17 protein-coding genes are annotated in these 17,709 nt (G+C 61.6%); 7 read left to right on the plus strand and 10 right to left on the minus strand.

Features of this window, described 5'->3' with window-relative positions:
• Nucleotides 1-253 precede the first annotated feature (253 nt).
• The 7 genes from ABDB84_RS18805 to ABDB84_RS18835 all read left to right on the plus strand — a co-directional run bounded on the left by ABDB84_RS18805 (nucleotide 254) and on the right by ABDB84_RS18835 (nucleotide 7,865).
• A complete protein-coding gene (locus tag ABDB84_RS18805; RefSeq protein ID WP_345921353.1) occupies nucleotides 254-2,341 on the plus strand; it encodes a YgiQ family radical SAM protein in 2,088 nt (695 codons plus the stop codon).
• A complete protein-coding gene (locus ABDB84_RS18810) occupies nucleotides 2,338-2,883 on the plus strand; it encodes an LOG family protein (protein ID WP_345921320.1) in 546 nt (181 codons plus the stop codon). The genes ABDB84_RS18805 and ABDB84_RS18810 overlap by 4 nt, the downstream gene beginning before the upstream one ends.
• Nucleotides 2,876-3,814 carry an AEC family transporter gene (locus ABDB84_RS18815; RefSeq protein ID WP_345921321.1) on the plus strand — a complete coding sequence of 313 codons (939 nt, stop codon included), beginning with the start codon at nucleotides 2,876-2,878 and terminating at the stop codon, nucleotides 3,812-3,814. Before ABDB84_RS18810 ends, ABDB84_RS18815 begins: the two co-directional genes overlap by 8 nt.
• 141 nt (nucleotides 3,815-3,955) lie before the next feature.
• Entirely contained in the window at nucleotides 3,956-4,282 is a 327-nt protein-coding gene (trxA, locus tag ABDB84_RS18820; RefSeq protein WP_428715107.1) for a thioredoxin TrxA, read from the plus strand.
• A 266-nt stretch (nucleotides 4,283-4,548) separates the two neighbouring features.
• A complete protein-coding gene (gene rho / locus ABDB84_RS18825) occupies nucleotides 4,549-5,805 on the plus strand; it encodes a transcription termination factor Rho (RefSeq protein WP_345921322.1) in 1,257 nt (418 codons plus the stop codon).
• A 77-nt stretch (nucleotides 5,806-5,882) separates the two neighbouring features.
• Nucleotides 5,883-6,092, plus strand: coding sequence for a 50S ribosomal protein L31 (gene rpmE / locus ABDB84_RS18830; protein ID WP_345921323.1), 210 nt, complete (start codon nucleotides 5,883-5,885; stop codon nucleotides 6,090-6,092).
• Nucleotides 6,093-6,194: 102 nt separating this feature from the next.
• Nucleotides 6,195-7,865: an ArnT family glycosyltransferase gene (locus ABDB84_RS18835; protein WP_345921324.1), complete on the plus strand. Its 1,671-nt coding sequence runs from the start codon at nucleotides 6,195-6,197 to the stop codon at nucleotides 7,863-7,865.
• A gap of 21 nt (nucleotides 7,866-7,886) precedes the next feature.
• On the opposite strand, the gene ABDB84_RS18840 is transcribed toward ABDB84_RS18835, so the two are convergent.
• From ABDB84_RS18840 to ABDB84_RS18885, 10 genes are all read right to left on the minus strand, one after another.
• Nucleotides 7,887-8,537 carry a hypothetical protein gene (locus ABDB84_RS18840; RefSeq protein WP_345921325.1) on the minus strand — a complete coding sequence of 217 codons (651 nt, stop codon included), beginning with the start codon at nucleotides 8,535-8,537 and terminating at the stop codon, nucleotides 7,887-7,889.
• A 10-nt stretch (nucleotides 8,538-8,547) separates the two neighbouring features.
• The gene (cysM, locus tag ABDB84_RS18845; RefSeq protein WP_345921326.1) at nucleotides 8,548-9,450 is read right to left on the minus strand and encodes a cysteine synthase CysM; all 903 of its coding nucleotides are present in this window, start codon (nucleotides 9,448-9,450) and stop codon (nucleotides 8,548-8,550) included.
• A 91-nt stretch (nucleotides 9,451-9,541) separates the two neighbouring features.
• Complete coding sequence (locus ABDB84_RS18850; RefSeq protein WP_345921327.1) at nucleotides 9,542-9,853, minus strand: DUF3135 domain-containing protein; 312 nt, start codon at nucleotides 9,851-9,853, stop codon at nucleotides 9,542-9,544.
• Between the two features lie 201 nt (nucleotides 9,854-10,054).
• The gene (locus ABDB84_RS18855) at nucleotides 10,055-11,968 is read right to left on the minus strand and encodes a chemotaxis protein CheA (RefSeq protein WP_345921328.1); all 1,914 of its coding nucleotides are present in this window, start codon (nucleotides 11,966-11,968) and stop codon (nucleotides 10,055-10,057) included.
• 35 nt (nucleotides 11,969-12,003) lie between these two features.
• Nucleotides 12,004-12,921, minus strand: a complete 918-nt coding sequence (cheZ, locus tag ABDB84_RS18860; protein WP_345921329.1) for a protein phosphatase CheZ — start codon at nucleotides 12,919-12,921, stop codon at nucleotides 12,004-12,006.
• A gap of 54 nt (nucleotides 12,922-12,975) precedes the next feature.
• On the minus strand, nucleotides 12,976-13,377 hold the full coding sequence (gene cheY / locus ABDB84_RS18865) for a chemotaxis response regulator CheY (RefSeq protein WP_345921330.1): 402 nt from the start codon (nucleotides 13,375-13,377) through the stop codon (nucleotides 12,976-12,978).
• 12 nt (nucleotides 13,378-13,389) lie between these two features.
• On the minus strand, nucleotides 13,390-14,337 hold the full coding sequence (locus ABDB84_RS18870) for a chemotaxis protein (protein WP_345921331.1): 948 nt from the start codon (nucleotides 14,335-14,337) through the stop codon (nucleotides 13,390-13,392).
• 25 nt (nucleotides 14,338-14,362) lie between these two features.
• Nucleotides 14,363-15,325 (minus strand): chemotaxis protein, encoded by a 963-nt coding sequence (locus tag ABDB84_RS18875; protein WP_345921332.1) that lies wholly within the window; start codon nucleotides 15,323-15,325, stop codon nucleotides 14,363-14,365.
• A gap of 102 nt (nucleotides 15,326-15,427) precedes the next feature.
• Nucleotides 15,428-17,119 carry a methyl-accepting chemotaxis protein gene (locus ABDB84_RS18880; protein ID WP_345921333.1) on the minus strand — a complete coding sequence of 564 codons (1,692 nt, stop codon included), beginning with the start codon at nucleotides 17,117-17,119 and terminating at the stop codon, nucleotides 15,428-15,430.
• 221 nt (nucleotides 17,120-17,340) lie between these two features.
• Nucleotides 17,341-17,646, minus strand: a complete 306-nt coding sequence (locus ABDB84_RS18885) for an STAS domain-containing protein (RefSeq protein ID WP_345921334.1) — start codon at nucleotides 17,644-17,646, stop codon at nucleotides 17,341-17,343.
• Nucleotides 17,647-17,709: the final 63 nt, after the last annotated feature.

A 17,709-nucleotide genomic window follows, 5' to 3' on the forward strand; every position in this document is an offset into this window, starting at 1 on the left:
ACATCCTGCAATCAGACAGAATAAACGCGACATCAGGCATCTCCTCCATGAGCCAGGCGGACCTTCTATTGGCGAGGTCCTGCGGCGCGCCGAGTGTGCGCGTTCAGCACGCACAAAGCTTGACGCGGATTGCGCTTTTCTAGGCGCCGCAACGCGCCTCCCGTACAATCCGGGCAACATGGATAACACAGCAACCTCACTGCTGGCGCGGGTATCGGGCCAGCCACGGCGCCCGGCCGCGCCTTTTCTGCCCATGTCGCGTGCCGAGATGGAGGCGCTCGGCTGGGACGCCTGCGACATCATCGTCGTTACTGGCGACGCCTACATCGACCACCCGAGCTTTGGCATGGCGCTGATCGGCCGCATGCTCGAAGCGCAGGGTTTTCGCGTCGGCATCATCAGCCAGCCGGACTGGCAGTCGGCCGAACCTTTCCGCATCCTGGGCAAGCCGCGCCTGTTCTTCGGCATCACCGCCGGCAATATGGATTCGATGATCAACCGCTACACGGCGGATCGCAAACCGCGCTCGGACGACGCCTACACAGCGCACGGCGCGCCGGCCAAGCGGCCGGATCGGGCGGTCACCGTTTACGCGCAGCGCGCCCGCGAAGCCTACCCGGATGCCAATATCGTCATCGGCAGCATCGAGGCCAGCCTGCGCCGCATCGCCCATTACGATCACTGGAGCGAGAAGGTGCGCCGCTCGGTATTGCCCGACTCCAAGGCTGACCTGCTGATCTTCGGCAATGCCGAACGCGCCCTGGTCGACCTGGCGCACCGCCTGGCGGCAGGTGAAGCGATCGAAGAGATCCGCGATCTGCGCGGCACCGCCTTCATGGTCAAGCGCGGCTGGAAGCCCGGCGATGACTGGATCGAGATCGATTCGCTGAATCTCGACAAGCCTGGCCGTATCGATCCGATTCCCGATCCTTACGCCATGGAGCCGCAGCAAAGCGCCACAGCGCCGAATGCCGATGGCTCGGCGCCGGTGCAGATCATCCCTGCCGCCGCCCGCGTTGCCGCACGCAAGGCGCAGCGCGGCAAGACGGTGATCCGCCTGCAGTCCTACGAGGCCATCAAGGACGACCGCGTGCTCTACGCGCACAACTCGCGCGTGTTCCACCTCGAATCGAATCCCGGCAATGCCCGCGCCATGGTGCAGGCGCATGGCGAGCGCGACGTGTGGCTCAACCCACCGCCAGTTCCGCTGACCACCGAAGAGATGGATTTCGTCTTCGACGCGCCCTACGCACGCGCGCCGCATCCGGTCTATGGCAAGGCGCACATCCCGGCCTGGGAGATGATCCGCTTCTCGGTCAACATCATGCGCGGCTGCTTTGGTGGCTGTACCTTCTGTTCGATCACCGAGCACGAAGGGCGCATCATCCAGAGCCGCTCGCATGAATCCATCCTCAAGGAAATCGAGGAAATCCGCGACAAGATTCCGGAATTCAAAGGGCATATCTCCGACCTCGGCGGGCCGACCGCCAACATGTACCGCATGGCCTGCAAGAGCAAGGAGATCGAGTCGTCCTGCCGGCGTTTGTCCTGTGTTTATCCGGGCATCTGCGAGAACCTCAATACCGACCACAGCTCGCTGATTTCGCTGTATCGCAAGGCACGCGCAATTCCCGGCGTGAAGAAGATCACCATCGGTTCAGGCTTGCGTTACGACCTCGCCGTGCGTTCGCCCGAGTATGTGAAGGAGCTGGTGACGCACCACGTCTCCGGCCTGCTCAAGATCGCCCCCGAGCACACCGAGGAAGGCCCGCTGTCGAAAATGATGAAGCCGGGCATCGGCAGCTATAACCGCTTCAAGCAGCTGTTCGACAAGTATTCGAAGGAAGCCGGCAAGAAGCAGCATCTGGTGCCCTATTTCATCGCCGCGCATCCGGGCACCACCGACGAGGACATGCTCAATCTCGCGCTGTGGCTCAAGGCCAATGACTTCCGCCCGGACCAGGTGCAGACCTTCACGCCGACACCGCTGGCGATGGCCACCGCGATGTACCACACGCGCAAGAATCCGCTGCGCAAGGTCTCGGCCGACTCCGAAGAGGTTGAAACACCGCGCTCGGCCAAGCAACGCAAACTGCATAAAGCGCTGCTGCGCTATCACGACCCCGAAGGTCATGATCTGATCCGCGAATACCTGCACGAAATCGGCCGCAGCGAGCTGATCGGCAACAGCCCGCAACACCTGGTGCCGCGCGCGCCGGCCGCACGCCTGCAACGCAATCAGGGCAAGGTGGCGGGCAACGATTACGTGCACGCCATTCCCAACCGGCGCCCGGCGCGCAGCCCGGCCGCCAAACCCTCACGCACACGACACAAAGCATGAAATCACTGGCAGTTTTCTGTGGTGCCTCCAGCGGCCACAAAGCGGTCTATCGCGAAGCCGCCGAGCAATTCGGCCGCCTGCTCGCCGAGCGCGACATCGAACTCGTCTGGGGCGCCGGCAATGTCGGCTTGATGGGTGTCGTCGCCGATGCGGTGATCGCCCATGGCGGCCGCGCCTGGGGCGCGATTCCCGATTTCATGGTGACGCGCGAACTGGCGCACCCCAAGGCGCAGGAAGTGCTGATCACCGCCAATATGCACGAGCGCAAGGCCGCCATGGCGGCACGCGCGGACGCCTTCGTCGCCCTGCCCGGCGGCTTCGGCACGCTCGACGAGCTGTTCGAAATCCTCACCTGGGCGCAGCTTGGCCTGCATCAAAAGCCGATTGCCCTGCTCAATGTAGAAGGCTTCTTCACACCTTTGCTGCAGCTGGTCCGCCACATGTGCGACGAAGGTTTCGTACGCCCGCAAAACCTCGATCTGTTCAGTCTTCACGACGAACCCGCTGCGCTGATCACCCACCTGCAAAACCTTCATGCTTGAATTGCTTCACCGCGCAGAACTGACGCTGCCGCTGTTCGTCCTGATCGCGCTCGGCTATGCGCTGATGCGCTGGGCCAAGTGGCCGCCGGAAGTCTCCAGCGCACTGACCCGCTTCGTCTTCTCCGTCGCCCTGCCGGCCTTGCTGTTCCACATGATGATGGATTTCGCCAAGCTGCCGCCGGTCGATGCGCGCCTGCTGATTGCCTTCTTCGGCTCCTGTCTGATCGTGTTTCTGATCGGGCGCGTCGTCGCCGCAAAATTCTTCAAGCTCGATGGCGTATCAGGATCTGTGTTTGCGCTGGGCGGCATTTTTTCCAATAACGGCATGCTTGGCATTCCGCTGGCCCGCGAACTGCTCGGACCGAGCGCCATGCCCTCGGTGGCGCTGATCCTGGTCTTCAATGCGCTGACGCTGTGGACCCTGGTGACGATCTCGGTCGAATGGGCCCAGCACGGCAGCCTGTCGGTCAAAGGTTTCAGCAAGACGCTGTTCAGCGTACTGACCAATCCGCTGGTGGCCTGCATCATTTCAGGCACGCTGTTCAGCCTGAGTGGCCTGCCAATGCCCGCCATGCTCGGCTCGCCGCTCGACATGCTGGCGCAGTCGGCGGTGCCGCTGGCGCTGATCGCCCTCGGCATGGGACTGGCGGAGTACGGCATTGGCGCCAACTGGCGTCTGAGCCTCTCGATCAGCGTGTTCAAGATCGCCGTGCAGCCCTTCGTGATCTGGTGCCTGGCGCGCATGCTGGGCCTGCCGCGCATGGAAACCGAGGTGGTCGTGCTGCTCGGTTCGATTGCGGTGGGCGTGAACGTTTACCTGATGGCGCGGCAATTCAAGGTCATCGAAGGAGAGGTGGCATCCAGCCTGGTCTTATCGACTGCGCTGTCAGCCCTCAGCACGCCGATTGCACTCACGCTGGCCGCCCTGTAAGCCCGCGCAAGCGGATTGATAGCATTTGCAAATCAGCACGATAGACATCATCGCCGCTTGCGTAATTCCCTTCTGCCCCGATTTTGTTTAGCATGCCCCCACCTACGGCTGCATGAGCAGCCATTTTTGTTGCGAGGAATCATGAGCGAAAACATCCTTCACGTCACCGACGCAGGCTTCGAGGCCTCCGTGCTGCAATCCACGACTCCGGTCCTGCTCGACTACTGGGCGGAATGGTGCGGCCCCTGCAAGGCCATCGCCCCGGTGCTCGACGAGATTGCCAAGGAATACGCCGGCAAGCTGGTCGTGGCCAAGCTGAACATCGACGACAACGCCGAAACGCCGGCCAAGTTCGGCGTGCGCGGCATCCCCACGCTGATGCTGTTCAAGGACGGCAACGTGGTTGCCACCAAGGTCGGAGCGCAAGCCAAGTCGCAACTGTCGGCCTTCATCGACAGCAATCTGTAAATCTACGACTTTCGTAGCAAGCGCCACGCATGTAGCGCTTGACAGGCCGGGACTTCTGCGATTAGAGTCCCGGTCAATCCAACGGCTCCCTGCCCTCTACCGCTACGCGGTCCAGGTTCGAGCCAGGCACCGGTAGCGCCGGCGCATAACACGCAAGACATTCCAGCGGCATCAGGCGCTCCAGCCAGCTTCAAGATTCTCACGATCATCATTTTTCCGGGCTCCGCCCTCCTCTCCGCACATCCTCTCGTCCCCCAGGGTTCTCCATGCAACTTTCCGAATTGAAGGCGCTTCACGTCAGTGAACTGCTTGAAATGGCAATCGCCAATGAAATCGACGGCGCCGCACGTCTGCGCAAGCAGGAACTCGTTTTCGCCCTGCTGAAGAACCGCGCGAAAAAAGGCGAGCCGATTTACGGCGATGGCGCCCTGGAAATCCTGCCCGACGGTTTCGGCTTCCTGCGCTCTCCCGATATCTCGTATCTGGCCGGCACCGACGACATCTACGTCTCCCCGTCGCAGATCCGCCGTTTCAATCTGCATACCGGTGACACCATCGAGGGCGAGATCCGCACCCCGAAGGATGGCGAGCGCTACTTCGCCCTGGTCAAGCTCGACAAGATCAATGGCGAGCCGCCGGAAAACTCCAAGCACAAGATCCTCTTCGAAAACCTCACGCCGCTGCACCCGACCGAGCCGATGAAGCTCGAGCGCGACATGCGTGGCGAAGAGAACACCACCAGCCGTGTCATCGACATGATTGCGCCGATCGGCAAGGGCCAGCGCGGCCTCATCGTCGCACCGCCCAAATCCGGCAAGACGGTGATGCTGCAGCACATTGCACACGCCATCACCGCCAACCATCCTGATGTCACGCTGATCGTCATGCTGATCGATGAGCGTCCGGAAGAAGTGACCGAAATGCAGCGCTCGGTGAAGGGTGAAGTGGTTGCTTCGACCTTCGACGAACCCGCCACGCGCCACGTGCAAGTGGCTGAAATGGTGATCGAAAAGGCCAAGCGCCTGGTCGAACACAAGCGTGACGTGGTGATCCTGCTCGATTCGCTGACCCGTCTGGCCCGCGCCTACAACACCGTGGTGCCGGCTTCCGGCAAGGTGCTGACCGGCGGTGTCGATGCCAACGCCCTGCAAAAGCCCAAGCGCTTCTTCGGCGCCGCGCGCAATATCGAAGAAGGCGGCTCGCTGACCATCATCGCCACCGCGCTGATCGACACCGGTTCGCGCATGGACGATGTGATCTACGAAGAATTCAAGGGTACCGGCAATATGGAAATCCACCTCGACCGCCGCATGGCCGAGAAGCGGATCTACCCGGCCATCAACGTCAATCCCTCGGGCACCCGTCGCGAAGAGCTGCTGCTCGAACCATCAGTCCTGCAAAAGATCTGGGTGCTGCGCAAGCTGCTCTACAACATGGACGATCTGGCGGCGATGGACTTCCTGCTCGACAAGGTCAAGCAGACCAAGACCAATGCAGAGTTCTTCGACGCGATGCGTCGTTGAGCTAGCTAAAAAAACGTGCCATAATCGACGTCTTTGCAACTGGGCGGTCACACCCTCCGCCCGCACGAGGAAAAATCATGAAAGCTGATACCCATCCGAATTTCGTTGCCGTGAAAGTGACGTGCAGCTGCGGCAATACCTTCGAGACCCGTTCGACGCTGGGCAAGCCTGCCTACCACGTTGAAGTCTGCTCGGAATGCCACCCGTTCTGGACCGGCAAGCAAAAGATCATCGACACGGCTGGCCGCGTCGAGCGCTTCCGCCAAAAGTACGGCAAGCCGGCTTAAGCTCCGGTTTGACACAAAAGGCAGCCTAGGCTGCCTTTTTTTGTTTACCCTCTCGGATCGCCTTAACCCCGTTTGAAGCGCCTGCCCAATATCATCCCTTGCATGTTCAAACAGCCCGCCATTGAATTTACCACCATGCCCCTGGCTCGCCCGGTCCGCTTGCCGGGCTGGGCGCTGATGCTGCTGGTCCTGGTGTACCTGCTTCCCGGCAATCTCGGTCACGGCCCCTGGCGCGGCGATGATCTGATCAATATCGCAGCCTCGGCCGAGATGTTGCGCAGTGGCAGCTGGCTGATGCCGCACCTGGCCGGCACGCCGGTCTTTGATGCCTCGCCACTGCATTACTGGCTGGGTGCGCTGTTCGGTGGCTTGCTGGGCTGGTTGCTGCCCTTGCACGACGCCATCCGCCTGGCCAGCGTGACGGCGCTGTTTGGTGGGCTGTGGGCCTTGCAGCAAGCTGCACGTGAGCTGCTGCCGCAGGACGACAAAGGTCATGCCGCCCTGCTGCTGAGCCTCGGCACGCTGGGTCTGGTCGTGCATGCACACGAATCGCAGGCGCAGATCACCCTGCTCGCCAGCTTGTGCGGCATGCTCTGGGCCTGCGCACGCATGGCGCGGCAGGCGCGATCCAGCGGCTTGATGGCGGGTGCGTTCTGCGCCGCATGTTTCCTCGCCGGCGGCTTGGCAGGTCTTTGGCTGAGCGTGCCGATGTGGCTGGCCACGCTGTGGAGCGTGCGTCGTCGCCCGCGTGGCGATTCGCGTGCGCCGCTGCGCAGCGGCGACTATCTGCCCGGCGCCTTGCTGGCCCTGCTGCTGATTAGCGCCTGGCCTTTATTGCTCTATCTGCGTGACCCCCTGCTGCTCGATGTATGGTGGCATCAGCAATGGCTGAACCTGAACCCGCAGTTCAATGGCAAACGACTGAGCACCTTGTTCGGCTTGCTGAGCTGGTTCGCCTGGCCGCTGTGGCCGGTGGCTGCCTGGGCGCTGTGGCACCGCCGTGCGCAGCTTGGACAGCTGGGCTTTGTGCTGCCGCTGACGGCCTTGCTGTGCGCGCTGAGCTTGATTCTCAGCAGCGCCGCCAGCCGCCCGGCCAGCATCCTGCCGGTGCTGCCCGGTCTTGTCCTGCTCGCCGCCGGGGAGTTGAGCCGCTTGCGGCGCGGCGCCTCAAACTGGCTGAACTGGTTCGGCATCATCACCTTCAGCTTGCTGGGCATCTTCATCTGGTTTGCCTGGAGCGCTCTGCATCTGGGTTGGCCAGTAGCCATGGGGCGCAATGTGACACGGCTGGCACCGGGCTTCCTGGCCCAGATCAGCGTGTGGAGCATCTGCGTGGCGACAGCCTTGTCCGCGATGTGGCTGCTGGCGATTTGGCGTGTGCCGCGCTTTGCGCTGCGTGGCGCGCTGTTCTGGGCGCTCGGCGTGACGCTCACCTGGGGTCTGCTCACCACGTTGTGGCTGGACTGGTTCGACTACGACCGCAATTACGCTCCGATCATGGCGCGCATCAGTCGTGACGCGGCCAGCCAGCAGTCGGGCTGCGTACTGGGCCTCGGCACCGGGGCCACGCAGCTGGCGGCCTTTGACTACTTCACCAAGCTGAGCGTGTTCAGCTACAGCAGCAAGGATGAGCGCTGCAATCTCGTGCTCAGCTACGCCTCGGCACGCAACAAGCTGCGTGCGCCCGATGGCGACTGGCAGCTGTTGTGGCGGGTGGAAAAAGGCCGTGGCCGCATCCAGGAACAGTTCGCGCTGTATCGCCGCGAACGCTGAGCGGCCAAACGTAAAGCGCGATCAGGCCAGCGCTGCGCGCAGACCGAGCAAGGACTGTTCGTAAGCTGCAGCGTCAAGCTGGCCGCGCATGTGCTGCTCACGCAAGAAGATGAAATAGCGGCCCAGCACGCGGGCTTCGCAATCGCGACGGATCAGGTCGAACTCTCCCGCCAGGCTGGCGCTGATGCGCGCATCCTCAGTCAAGGTCGCGGGCACAGTGAGGCCGCAGAGGCTGGCCAGCTCATGCAGGGGCACGCGTGGCAGCTGCGTCAGCTGCGCGCCGGCACCAGCACAAACATTCGTCGGCCAGCTTGCAGGCAAGCGCACGGCACTGACCAGGGCACGACTATGCAGGATGGGCATCGCGTGCTCAGGTGCGTCCAGCACATCCTCTCCGAGCAGATCAAGAAACTGCTGTAGCAGCGCAGCTTCACCCTGCCCGGCCTCGGCGACGGAATGCAAAGCGAATTGCGGCGCCGCGCTGCGTATCCAGGCGATATGCACAATGCGTTGCAAATGCGCGGGCAGCTCACCGTGCTCACCCATGGCGCGCTGCTTCTGCAAGGCATATTCGATGACTTCAAAGTCGGCCAGCTGCGCTGGCAAGCCATGCAGCAAGCGCAAGCCGGCTACATCGGGAACGGTGCCCAGCGCGAAAAACAGAATGCTCAAAACCAGGTCCTCATGCCGGGAATACCCCGGTCGACAGGTAACGATCGCCGCGGTCGCAGACGATTGATACGATCACGGCGTTCTCCAGCGTCTGTGCCAATTGCAGGGCCACACTCAAGGCGCCGCCCGATGAGATGCCCGCAAAGATGCCCTCCTCGCGCGCCAGGCGACGCGTGATGTCCTCGGCATCAGCTTGGCCGACGTTGAACACCTCATCGACGCGACTCGCGTCAAAAATGCGCGGCAGATATTCCTGCGGCCACTTGCGGATACCCGGAATCTGCGCGCCATCGGCCGGCTGGCAACCAATGATGCGGATCGCCGGATTGACCTCCTTGAGATAGCGCGAGGTGCCCATGATCGTGCCTGTGGTACCCATGCTGCTGACGAAGTGCGTGACCTGGCCGCTCGTCTGCTGCCAGATTTCCGGCCCGGTCCCTTCGTAATGCGCTTGCGGGTTATCGCTGTTGCCGAACTGGTCAAGGATGATGCCGCGCCCTTCGCTGCGCATGCGCTCGGCGGTATCACGCGCCAGCTCCATGCCGCCGCTGCGCGCCGTGAGCACCAGCTCGGCGCCGTAGGCGCGCATGGTTTGTCGTCGCTCGATGCTCTGGTTTTCAGGCATCACCAGGATCATGCGGTAGCCGCGAATCGCTGCGGCCATGGCCAGTGCAATACCGGTATTGCCGCTGGTGGCTTCGATCAGGGTGTCGCCGGGTTTGATGTCGCCACGCGCTTCGGCGCGCATGATCATCGACAAGGCGGGACGGTCTTTGACCGAACCGGCGGGATTATTGCCTTCGAGCTTGGCCAACACGACGTTGTTGCGTCGTGCGGCCTGCTCACCGGGCAGGCGCTTGAGGCGCACGAGCGGGGTGTGCCCGACGTAATCTTCTAGAGTAGGGAATTCCATGTTGGGGCGATCAATTCAAAAAGCGCTGGCCTGTGAATGATAACCGCCACCAAGCGTTTGCGCCCTTCCGGCGCGCAAACTCGACAGGGCTTTACTGCTGCACGCTGCCGAGCAGGCCGGAGAGCTGTTGCGATTCCTCACGCAGTTGCTCGAGCTGGGCGCCCATGGCTTCGAGGTGATCACCGATCATGCCCATCATCTGCTTGACGGCATTCATCGGCGTGCCGGCCTGGGCGCGCGTGGCATCAATGAGCAACTGCATCTGCATGAGCGAAGCCTGATGCTCGGCCGGCGCGGCGGCGATGAAGTCGGCGATGAGTTTTTCGCGTGCGGTGAAAAACGCAGCCGGATCGCGACGAGCCAACTGGCTCCAGTGATCAAAGTCGAAATTCGTGTTGGGCACGGCAGGCTCCTTGGCATCGAGGTTTCAGGCCCGCCGCAGGGACGAACAGACCTAAGGTTTACCTTGATGCTACGCGCTGAATCGGCGCTGTTCAAGAAAGCGACATACCGCTAGGCAGGCTTTCTGCAGCCCGCTGCAAACTACGACACGAAAAAAACGGCAGCCGAGGCTGCCGTTTTTGTGTCTGCTGCGTCGCCCGGATCAGGCGGCAATCGGGTAGGAGACTTGTTCGAGCAGGAGCTGCGAACGGGTGACCATGCGTTGTTCGCCCATGCTGGCCAGCAGTTCCTTCATGTCGAGGATCAGCACGATCTGACCGTTGGACAGGGTGGACACGCCTGCCACGCCCTTCGGACGGAAGTCGTCCAGCGACTTGATCACCGCGTCCTCGCGGCCAGCGAAACTGTCGATGGCGAGGATGAAGCTGTGCTCGGCGGTCTGCATGAGCACACCGTATTCGGGCACGCGTTCCTGTTCCCAGCCCAGGAGGCCGGCCAGGGTGACGATAGGCAGAACCTCGCCACGCACCACCATGGTGGCGCGACCGCTGAGTTCCTGCACTTCCGCCGCAGCAATCGGCAGGATCTCGCGAACCATCGACAGCGGCACGGCGAACGGCTGTTCGTTGAGGCAGACCAGCAGCACCGGCAGGATCGCCAGGGTCAGCGGCAGAGAGATGATGAAGGACGTGCCCTTGCCTTGTTCCGAGCGAATATCGATGGTGCCGTTGAGCTTCTGGATATTGGTACGCACCACGTCCATGCCGACGCCACGACCGGAGACGTCCGACACTTGCGAGGCGGTCGAGAAGCCAGGCAGGAAGATGAGGTTGTAGCTCTGGCGCTCATCCATCGTATTGGCTTCTTCATCGGAGATGAGGCCTTTTTCGACGGCTTTGGCGCGCAGACGCTCGGGATTCATGCCGCGACCATCGTCGGCAACGATGATCAGGATGTGATCGCCTTCCTGACGCGCCTCCAGACGCACGATGGATTTTTCGGGCTTGCCCAAGGCAGCGCGATCTTTCATGGATTCAACGCCATGATCAACGGCATTGCGGATCAAGTGGATGATCGGATCGGAGAGATCCTCAATCATGGTCTTGTCGATTTCGGTGTCTTCACCGGAGAGCACCATTTCCACGTCCTTGCCCAGCGAGCGGGCCAGGTCGCGGGCAATCCGCGGGTACTTCTGGAACAGGCGACCAATCGGCTGCATGCGCGTCTTCATGACGGCGTTCTGCAGGTCGGAGACCAGCAGATCGAGCTGGCTGACCGCCAGGTCGAGCGCATGCAGGGTATCGGTGTCGTTCTTGCCGTTGAGGATGTCGCTGCGCAGCGCGTTGAGGCGATTCTTGGTCAGGCCGATTTCGCCGGACAGGTTGAGCACCTGGTCCAGACGCGCAGTATCGACGCGGATCGAGTTGTCGCGAACCTTCTCGCTTTCGCGGCGGCCGGTGGCCGGCCCCTGATAGCCGGGCTTGTCCGTCTCGCGACGGCCAATGGCACTCTTGATGATCTGCTCGGCCGACACTTCGGGGCTGGACACTGCATGCAGTGCAGAGGCATTGCCTTCAACACCGGTCACGGCCTGGTACAGACCGGGCCAGTCGATGTCGTCTTCGCTACCGGCGTCAGCTTCCACCACATGCTCGACATGCACTTCAACCTTGGCCGGAGCCGCTTCGGCGGCGGGCTTGCCGAGCACCGGTGCGGCGCGCAGCTCGCCAGCGATGGCCAGACGCAGCGCTTCGATCAGTTGGGCCTCGGCGGCCAGCGGCTGCATGCCACGTTCCAGATCCTGGAACATGTTGCGTAGCGAAGCCGTCGCCGACAGGATGGTGTCGAGAATTTCCGGCGTCACCAGCAATTGGCCATTGCGCAGCAAATCGAACAGGTTTTCGGTCAGGTGACACAGGGTCACCATTTCCGTGGCATTGAGAAAGCCCGCGCCACCCTTGATGGTGTGGAAACCGCGGAAAATTTCATTGAGCAGGCTGCGATCGTGCGGCGTACGCTCGAGGTCGACCAGCTTGTTGTCGACGCCGGAGAGCAAGTCGCCGGCCTCAACCAGGAAATCCTGCAACAGGTCTTCCATTCCACCAAAGTCACTCATGTTCAGCTCCAGTCTATCCTTGGCCTACGCAAACATCAGAAGCCGAGGCTTTCGAGCAGGTCGTCGACCTGTTCTTGCCCCGTCACCACGTCCGAGCGTCCTTCTGCATTGACGACCGGACCGTTGAGCAAGCCATCGTGCTCGGGGGTACGCTTGTCTTCCGGCAACACATCGATCAGCACCGTCAGCAGGCCTTGCTCAAGCGTCGCGGCCATATCCACGATCTTCTTGATGACCTGACCGGTCAGATCCTGGAAGTCCTGCGCCATCATGATTTCCATCAGCTGGGCATTGACGATCTTGCCGTCATTGGCGGTCTGCGCCATGAACTGGCGGGTATCGCTGGCCAGCTGCTTGAATTCTTCAACCGACAGCTGCTTGGCGTAGAGCTTTTCCCAGCGTGCGTTGAGACTGCCGGCATTGCTCTCCAGGCGATCCTGCAGCGGCTTGGCGATGTCGGTCGCGTTGAGCACGCGGCTGGCAGCCTGTTCGGTCATCTGCGAGATGTAGGACAGACGCTGGCGCGCATCGGGCAGCTTCTGCGCCGTCTCGGAGAGCATCTTGTCGTAGCCGAGTTCGCGAATCGTGTCGTGCAGCAGACGCGTCATCTGGCCGATGCGGTTGAACACCTGTTCCTGGCGCTCTTCCGGTGTGCTCGGCGTGCTGCGCGGTTTGGCGCTGCCTCCTGCAGCGACCTGATCGAACAGTGCTTCAAGTTCGGGCGAGTCATCGCTGGAGCTCGGCGCTACTGCAACCGTCACGGCCTTGGCTGCTGGCGTACCGGTGTCCGCTACGCTGTCGAACAGTTCCTGCAATTCGTCCGAATCGCCTGCGCCGTCGGAGGAAGCAACCACCTCAAGCTGGGGCTTGGTGGTTTGTTCCGTGATTGAATCGAACAAGGCCTGCAATTCGACGTTGTCGCCTGTTTCTTCTGATTTCAGCCTTTTGGCCATGGCTCCCACTCCTGATTCAGTAGATCTGTGATGTGCTGGCTATCGATGCGCTGCTCAGGCTGCTGCCTTTTTGTCCAGCTTTTCGAAGATTTTGGCCAGCTTCTCAGACAAGGTCGCCGCGGTGAAAGGCTTGACGATGTAACCGGAAGCACCGGCTTGCGCCGCTTCGATGATGTTTTCCTTCTTCGCCTCGGCCGTGATCATCAGCAGGGGCAGATGCGCCAGCTGAGGATTGGCGCGGATGGCTTTGAGTAGTTCGATACCGGTCATGTTGGGCATGTTCCAGTCGCTGACCACAAAATCAAAGCCGCCCGCGGTGAGTTTCTGCATGGCGACGACGCCGTCTTCGGCCTCATCGACATTGGTGTAGCCGAGTTCCTTGAGCAGGTTGCGAACGATGCGTCGCATAGTCGAGAAATCATCGACAACAAGAAATTTCAATTTGGGATCCGACATGACTTTCTCCGTTTAGTCTCGGTTGGCTTTGAGGAGATACGGGCGCAGCGTATCGGCAAGCACATCCGCATCAAATTTGGCTACATACGCGTCCACACCGACCGACTTGCCCATTGAGCGGTTGGCCTCCGAAGACAACGATGAATGCATTACGACGGGGATTCCGTCAAAACGTGGGTCGTTCTTGATATTGCGCGTCAGCACATAGCCATCCATCTCGGGCATTTCGGCATCGACGAGGATCAGGTTGAGCTCGTCGGAGAGATGGCGTTTTTGCTGATGGGCATGATTGGCCATGCCTTCCAGACGCGTCCAGGCTTCCTGGCCATTGAGCGCATGCTTGTGATGCACGCCCAGCTTTTCCAGGACCTCGGCAATCTTCTTGCGGGCAATCGAGGAATCATCGACGAAGAACACATTCACGTCGTCCTGCTTGCCCAGCGGCTGGATCGAGCCAATCGGGGCTTCGCCAAAGGTCTGCGCGAGGATGCTTTCGACGTCGAGAATCGACACCAACTTGCCGTCGGGCAGATCTGTGATGGCGGTAATGAAGTTGCTCGACGCGGCGATCATGTTGTCCGGCTGACGGACCTTTTCCCAATCGACGCGGATGATGCGGTCCACTTCATGGACCAGAAAACCGAGCGTGCGCTTGCTGTATTCGGTCACCATCATCGAGCCGCCGAGCGGCTGACCCGGGCGGGCGATACCGATCACCTTGGCCAGCGACAGCACCGGGATGACGTTGCCGCGCAGCGAGATCAGACCTTCCACGCCATTGGGCATGTTCGGTGATTTGGTGATGAAAGGCGCCTTGGACACCTCCCGCACCTTGAACACATTGATGCCGAAGATCTCGCTCGTACCCAGCGAGAACAACAGGATCTCCATGCGGTTGGAGCCCGCAAGTTTGGTCCTGGCATCGACCGTTTCCAGCAGATTGTTATCGACCCGTTCCATGCTCACCTCTTATTCAGGCTGCGGTTCAAGCAGCAAGATTGACGCTGTCCGGCGCCAGCATCGTGCGGATCGCGTCCGCCAGACGATGCGGTTCGAACTTCGGTACGTAGGCATCTACGCCGACGGACTTGCCCAGGGTCTGATTCGACATCGACGACAGCGAGGAGTGCATCAGCACCGGCACGCCGTCAAAGCGCGGATCAGACTTGATTTTCTTGGTCAGGATGTAACCGTCCATCTCCGGCATCTCGACGTCGGTGAGGATCAGGTGCACCAGTTCCCAGACCTTGCGGCCGGTCACTTCGGCGTGGGCGGCGATGCGTTCGAGCTCGTCCCAGGCGGCGCGGCCATTGACCGTCGGAATGCCCTTGGCGCCCATCGAATCGAGCGTGCGCTCGATCTGCTTGCGCGCCACGTAGGAGTCATCGGCGTAGAACACCGTGAAGTCGCGTTCGAGCTTGGGAATGTCGCGGAACACCGACTCTTCGTCGTAGCCCGAGGTCTCCGAGAGCACCTTCTCGACATCCAGCATCATCACCAGATTGCCTTCCTGCAGCTCGGTGACGGCCGTGACCAGACCGCCCATGCGATTGGTCAGCATTTCGGGCGGCACGCGCATCTGCGACCAGTCCAGACGCAGGATGGTATCCACCGCCTCGACCAGGAAACCCTGAGTGTGGCCGTTGTACTCGGTCACGATCATGATGTCGTGGCGACCGGCCGGATCAATGCCACAGTAACGCGACAGATCGACCACCGGCACCAGCTGTCCGCGCAGCGAGACCATGCCTTCGATGCCGCCGGGCATGTCGGGCGCAGCCGTGATCGGCGGCGTCTTCATGACTTCGCGCACCTTGAACACGTTGATGCCGAAGCTCTCGCGTCGGCCGGTACGGTGATCCACGCCCAGCGTGAACAGCAGGATTTCCAGCTTGTTTGTCCCTGCAAGCCGGGTTCTGGCATCAATATTCTTCAACAACTCCGACATGGTGTTCTCCGTACCGAGTTTCATTTGAGGTCAGCGAAGACCTCGATATGTAGGTAACCCAAGAGACATTACGACCCCTGGCCGACAAACTTTAGGCACAAATCAGATCCTGAAACCGATCCGGAAGCCCCCCCAGTGGCGGCCCTTGACGAAAACGGGAGACGAAATGTCATGCAGCACTTCACCGGTATCGCGGCGATAGGTCTGCACCAGATAAGGCAGCTGATGCGCCCCGCAGCGACGCCCGACCGGGTCGTCAAAAATCCGCTTGGTACGGTTGTTGACGCGGTCAATCTCGGGGTCGCCGGTCAGTGGCTGGCTGTAGCGCAGGTTATGGGTCGGGAAGTAACCGCGGCGATCCACGGCACCGGCAAACACGCCGCCAGGCAAGGCATCAAGCACGGCTTCCTGCACCGCCGGCAGCACTTCATCGGTCAGCGCATCAAAGCGCGTGTGGAACTTGGGCGGCGAGCTGCCGGGAATCGGCACGTACTGCTCGTCGAACAAATCCTCCAGGCGGATTCGCCCTGCATCGATCGCCGCTTCAAGCACCGCCGCCACCCGGCGCGCCGCGTCCTGAACCACTTGCGGCATCTGCGCGTAGGCTTGCTGCGCCGCTCGCCCGCCCTCGCCGAGCTCGAAGACCTTGGCGATTTCCTGCATGTTCTCGGCCTGCTGCCCCAGCTGCAGGGCATGAGCCTGGGTCACCGTGGCCAGGTGATGGTTCTGCGCCACGGATTCGAGCATCTGGTCGAGTGCCTGCTCCAGCTGGGCCGCTTCGCGCCGGCGCGCATCCATCGCCGTTGCAATCGACTCCACGCGCTGCAAGGTCACCTGCGCCCCTTCATTGATCGCCTGCAGGCTGTCCATCGCGTCGCGTGCCCGCGTGGCGCCAACACGTACGCGCGCGCTGCCGTCTTCGATCGAGACGATGGCGCTCTGCGTGTCCTGCTGCATCTGGTTGGTGACAGCGGTGATGTCACTGGTCGCCCGTGTGGTGCGTTCGGCCAGCTTGCGGACCTCGTCAGCCACCACCGCGAAGCCACGCCCCTGCTCGCCCGCCCGCGCCGCCTCGATGGCGGCATTGAGCGCCAGCAAATTGGTCTGATCGGCAATCTCGTGGATTTCACTGACCGAGCGTGTGACCTCCATCACCCGCTCGCGCAGGCGCGACATCAGCTCGATGGACGCACTGGAATTGGCCGCCAGGCCCTCGATCTCGCCGACAGCTGCCAGTACCGCCGAGCGTCCCTGCTCGGAGAGCTGGGTAGCCTGCTCGGCGATGCGCGCCGCCGCCTGCGCATCGAGCAGGGTCTCCTGCACATGGGCGCCCATCTCGTGCAGCGCCGAAGCGGTATGTCCGGCACTCTGCTTCTGCTGCTCTGAACCCTGAACAATGGCTTGCGAACCCTCGCACACCTGACCCGCGATGCGCTCCAGATGCCCAGCATCGACCAGCGCCTTGCCGAAGATGCCCTGCAAGGACTGCAGGAACTGGTTGATGGACGCCGCCAGGCGACCACTCAGGGAAGTTGTCTCCGGCACACGACCGGCGAGATTGCCTTCGCGCAGCAGGGTCTGCATCCAGAGCAGCATGGCATGCGTCTCAAGCCGCGAACGGTGCTGGGTGAGCCAGGCAAAACCGAAACAACCGGCTGAAATACCCAAACACAGGGCGATGGCTGGCGCAATCGGCCACGCGCCAGCCGCCCAACGCAGGACCAACACGCCCCAAGCATTGAGCAGCAGCACCAAGACGAACAGTCCGATACGCCGCGGTGTAGTTGGCCCCATGTTTCCCCCCATATCCGACGTGTACCTTGTTCGTTCTGGATGCAAGGCTTATCGGATACAAGCTGGGCAACTTGAGATAAGTCCGGCGCCGCCATCTGAGCTGACGCAAAACCTACGTAAATACCCGCATGCTCGCGCGCCATGGCGCACATAAACAAAGGGCCACCAGGGAAGCCCGTGAAGGATTCCCTGGTGGCCCGGCAGGAATCTGCAGCGTTCGCCTAGTTGATCGAGAACAGCTTGGAGAAGTTAGCGATGTCCAGCACCTGGCGCACACTGCCGCTCACTCCGACGAGGGCGACGTCGCGACTGGTGGCTTTCGCCTTGTCGCGCAGCATCAAAAGCATGCCCAGCGCCGAGCTGTCCAGATAGGAGACATCTTTCATGTCGACCTGCACAGCATTCTTGCCCGCTTGCTGCAAGAGGCTGTCCACTGCTTCGCGGAATTCGCGATGCGCCTTGAAATCAAAGCGCCCTGCCAGTCTCAGAACAGCCGAGCCTTCATTGACAGTGACATGCGTATCCATTTATTTCTCCTTCGACAAGGTCTTCTTTGTTATCGTCCGGCCGCTGCCAGCCTTGAGTGGATT

Origin of the sequence: Uliginosibacterium sediminicola (assembly GCF_039631295.1) — a bacterium.
Lineage (GTDB): Bacteria > Pseudomonadota > Gammaproteobacteria > Burkholderiales > Rhodocyclaceae > Viridibacterium > Viridibacterium sediminicola.

Excerpts from the sequence above, each read along its gene's own strand:
- ABDB84_RS18870 (WP_345921331.1), bottom strand. The coding sequence starts at position 14,337 with ATGGAACGGGTCGATAACAATCTGCTGGAAACGGTCGATGCCAGGACC.
- trxA (WP_428715107.1), top strand. The coding sequence starts at position 3,956 with ATGAGCGAAAACATCCTTCACGTCACCGACGCAGGCTTCGAGGCCTCC.
- ABDB84_RS18885 (WP_345921334.1), bottom strand. The coding sequence starts at position 17,646 with ATGGATACGCATGTCACTGTCAATGAAGGCTCGGCTGTTCTGAGACTG.
- ABDB84_RS18875 (WP_345921332.1), bottom strand. The coding sequence starts at position 15,325 with ATGTCGGAGTTGTTGAAGAATATTGATGCCAGAACCCGGCTTGCAGGG.
- rpmE (WP_345921323.1), top strand. The coding sequence starts at position 5,883 with ATGAAAGCTGATACCCATCCGAATTTCGTTGCCGTGAAAGTGACGTGC.
- ABDB84_RS18880 (WP_345921333.1), bottom strand. The coding sequence starts at position 17,119 with ATGGGGCCAACTACACCGCGGCGTATCGGACTGTTCGTCTTGGTGCTG.
- ABDB84_RS18810 (WP_345921320.1), top strand. The coding sequence starts at position 2,338 with ATGAAATCACTGGCAGTTTTCTGTGGTGCCTCCAGCGGCCACAAAGCG.
- cheZ (WP_345921329.1), bottom strand. The coding sequence starts at position 12,921 with ATGGCCAAAAGGCTGAAATCAGAAGAAACAGGCGACAACGTCGAATTG.
- ABDB84_RS18835 (WP_345921324.1), top strand. The coding sequence starts at position 6,195 with ATGTTCAAACAGCCCGCCATTGAATTTACCACCATGCCCCTGGCTCGC.
- cheY (WP_345921330.1), bottom strand. The coding sequence starts at position 13,377 with ATGTCGGATCCCAAATTGAAATTTCTTGTTGTCGATGATTTCTCGACT.
- cysM (WP_345921326.1), bottom strand. The coding sequence starts at position 9,450 with ATGGAATTCCCTACTCTAGAAGATTACGTCGGGCACACCCCGCTCGTG.
- ABDB84_RS18815 (WP_345921321.1), top strand. The coding sequence starts at position 2,876 with ATGCTTGAATTGCTTCACCGCGCAGAACTGACGCTGCCGCTGTTCGTC.
- rho (WP_345921322.1), top strand. The coding sequence starts at position 4,549 with ATGCAACTTTCCGAATTGAAGGCGCTTCACGTCAGTGAACTGCTTGAA.
- ABDB84_RS18805 (WP_345921353.1), top strand. The coding sequence starts at position 254 with ATGTCGCGTGCCGAGATGGAGGCGCTCGGCTGGGACGCCTGCGACATC.
- ABDB84_RS18855 (WP_345921328.1), bottom strand. The coding sequence starts at position 11,968 with ATGAGTGACTTTGGTGGAATGGAAGACCTGTTGCAGGATTTCCTGGTT.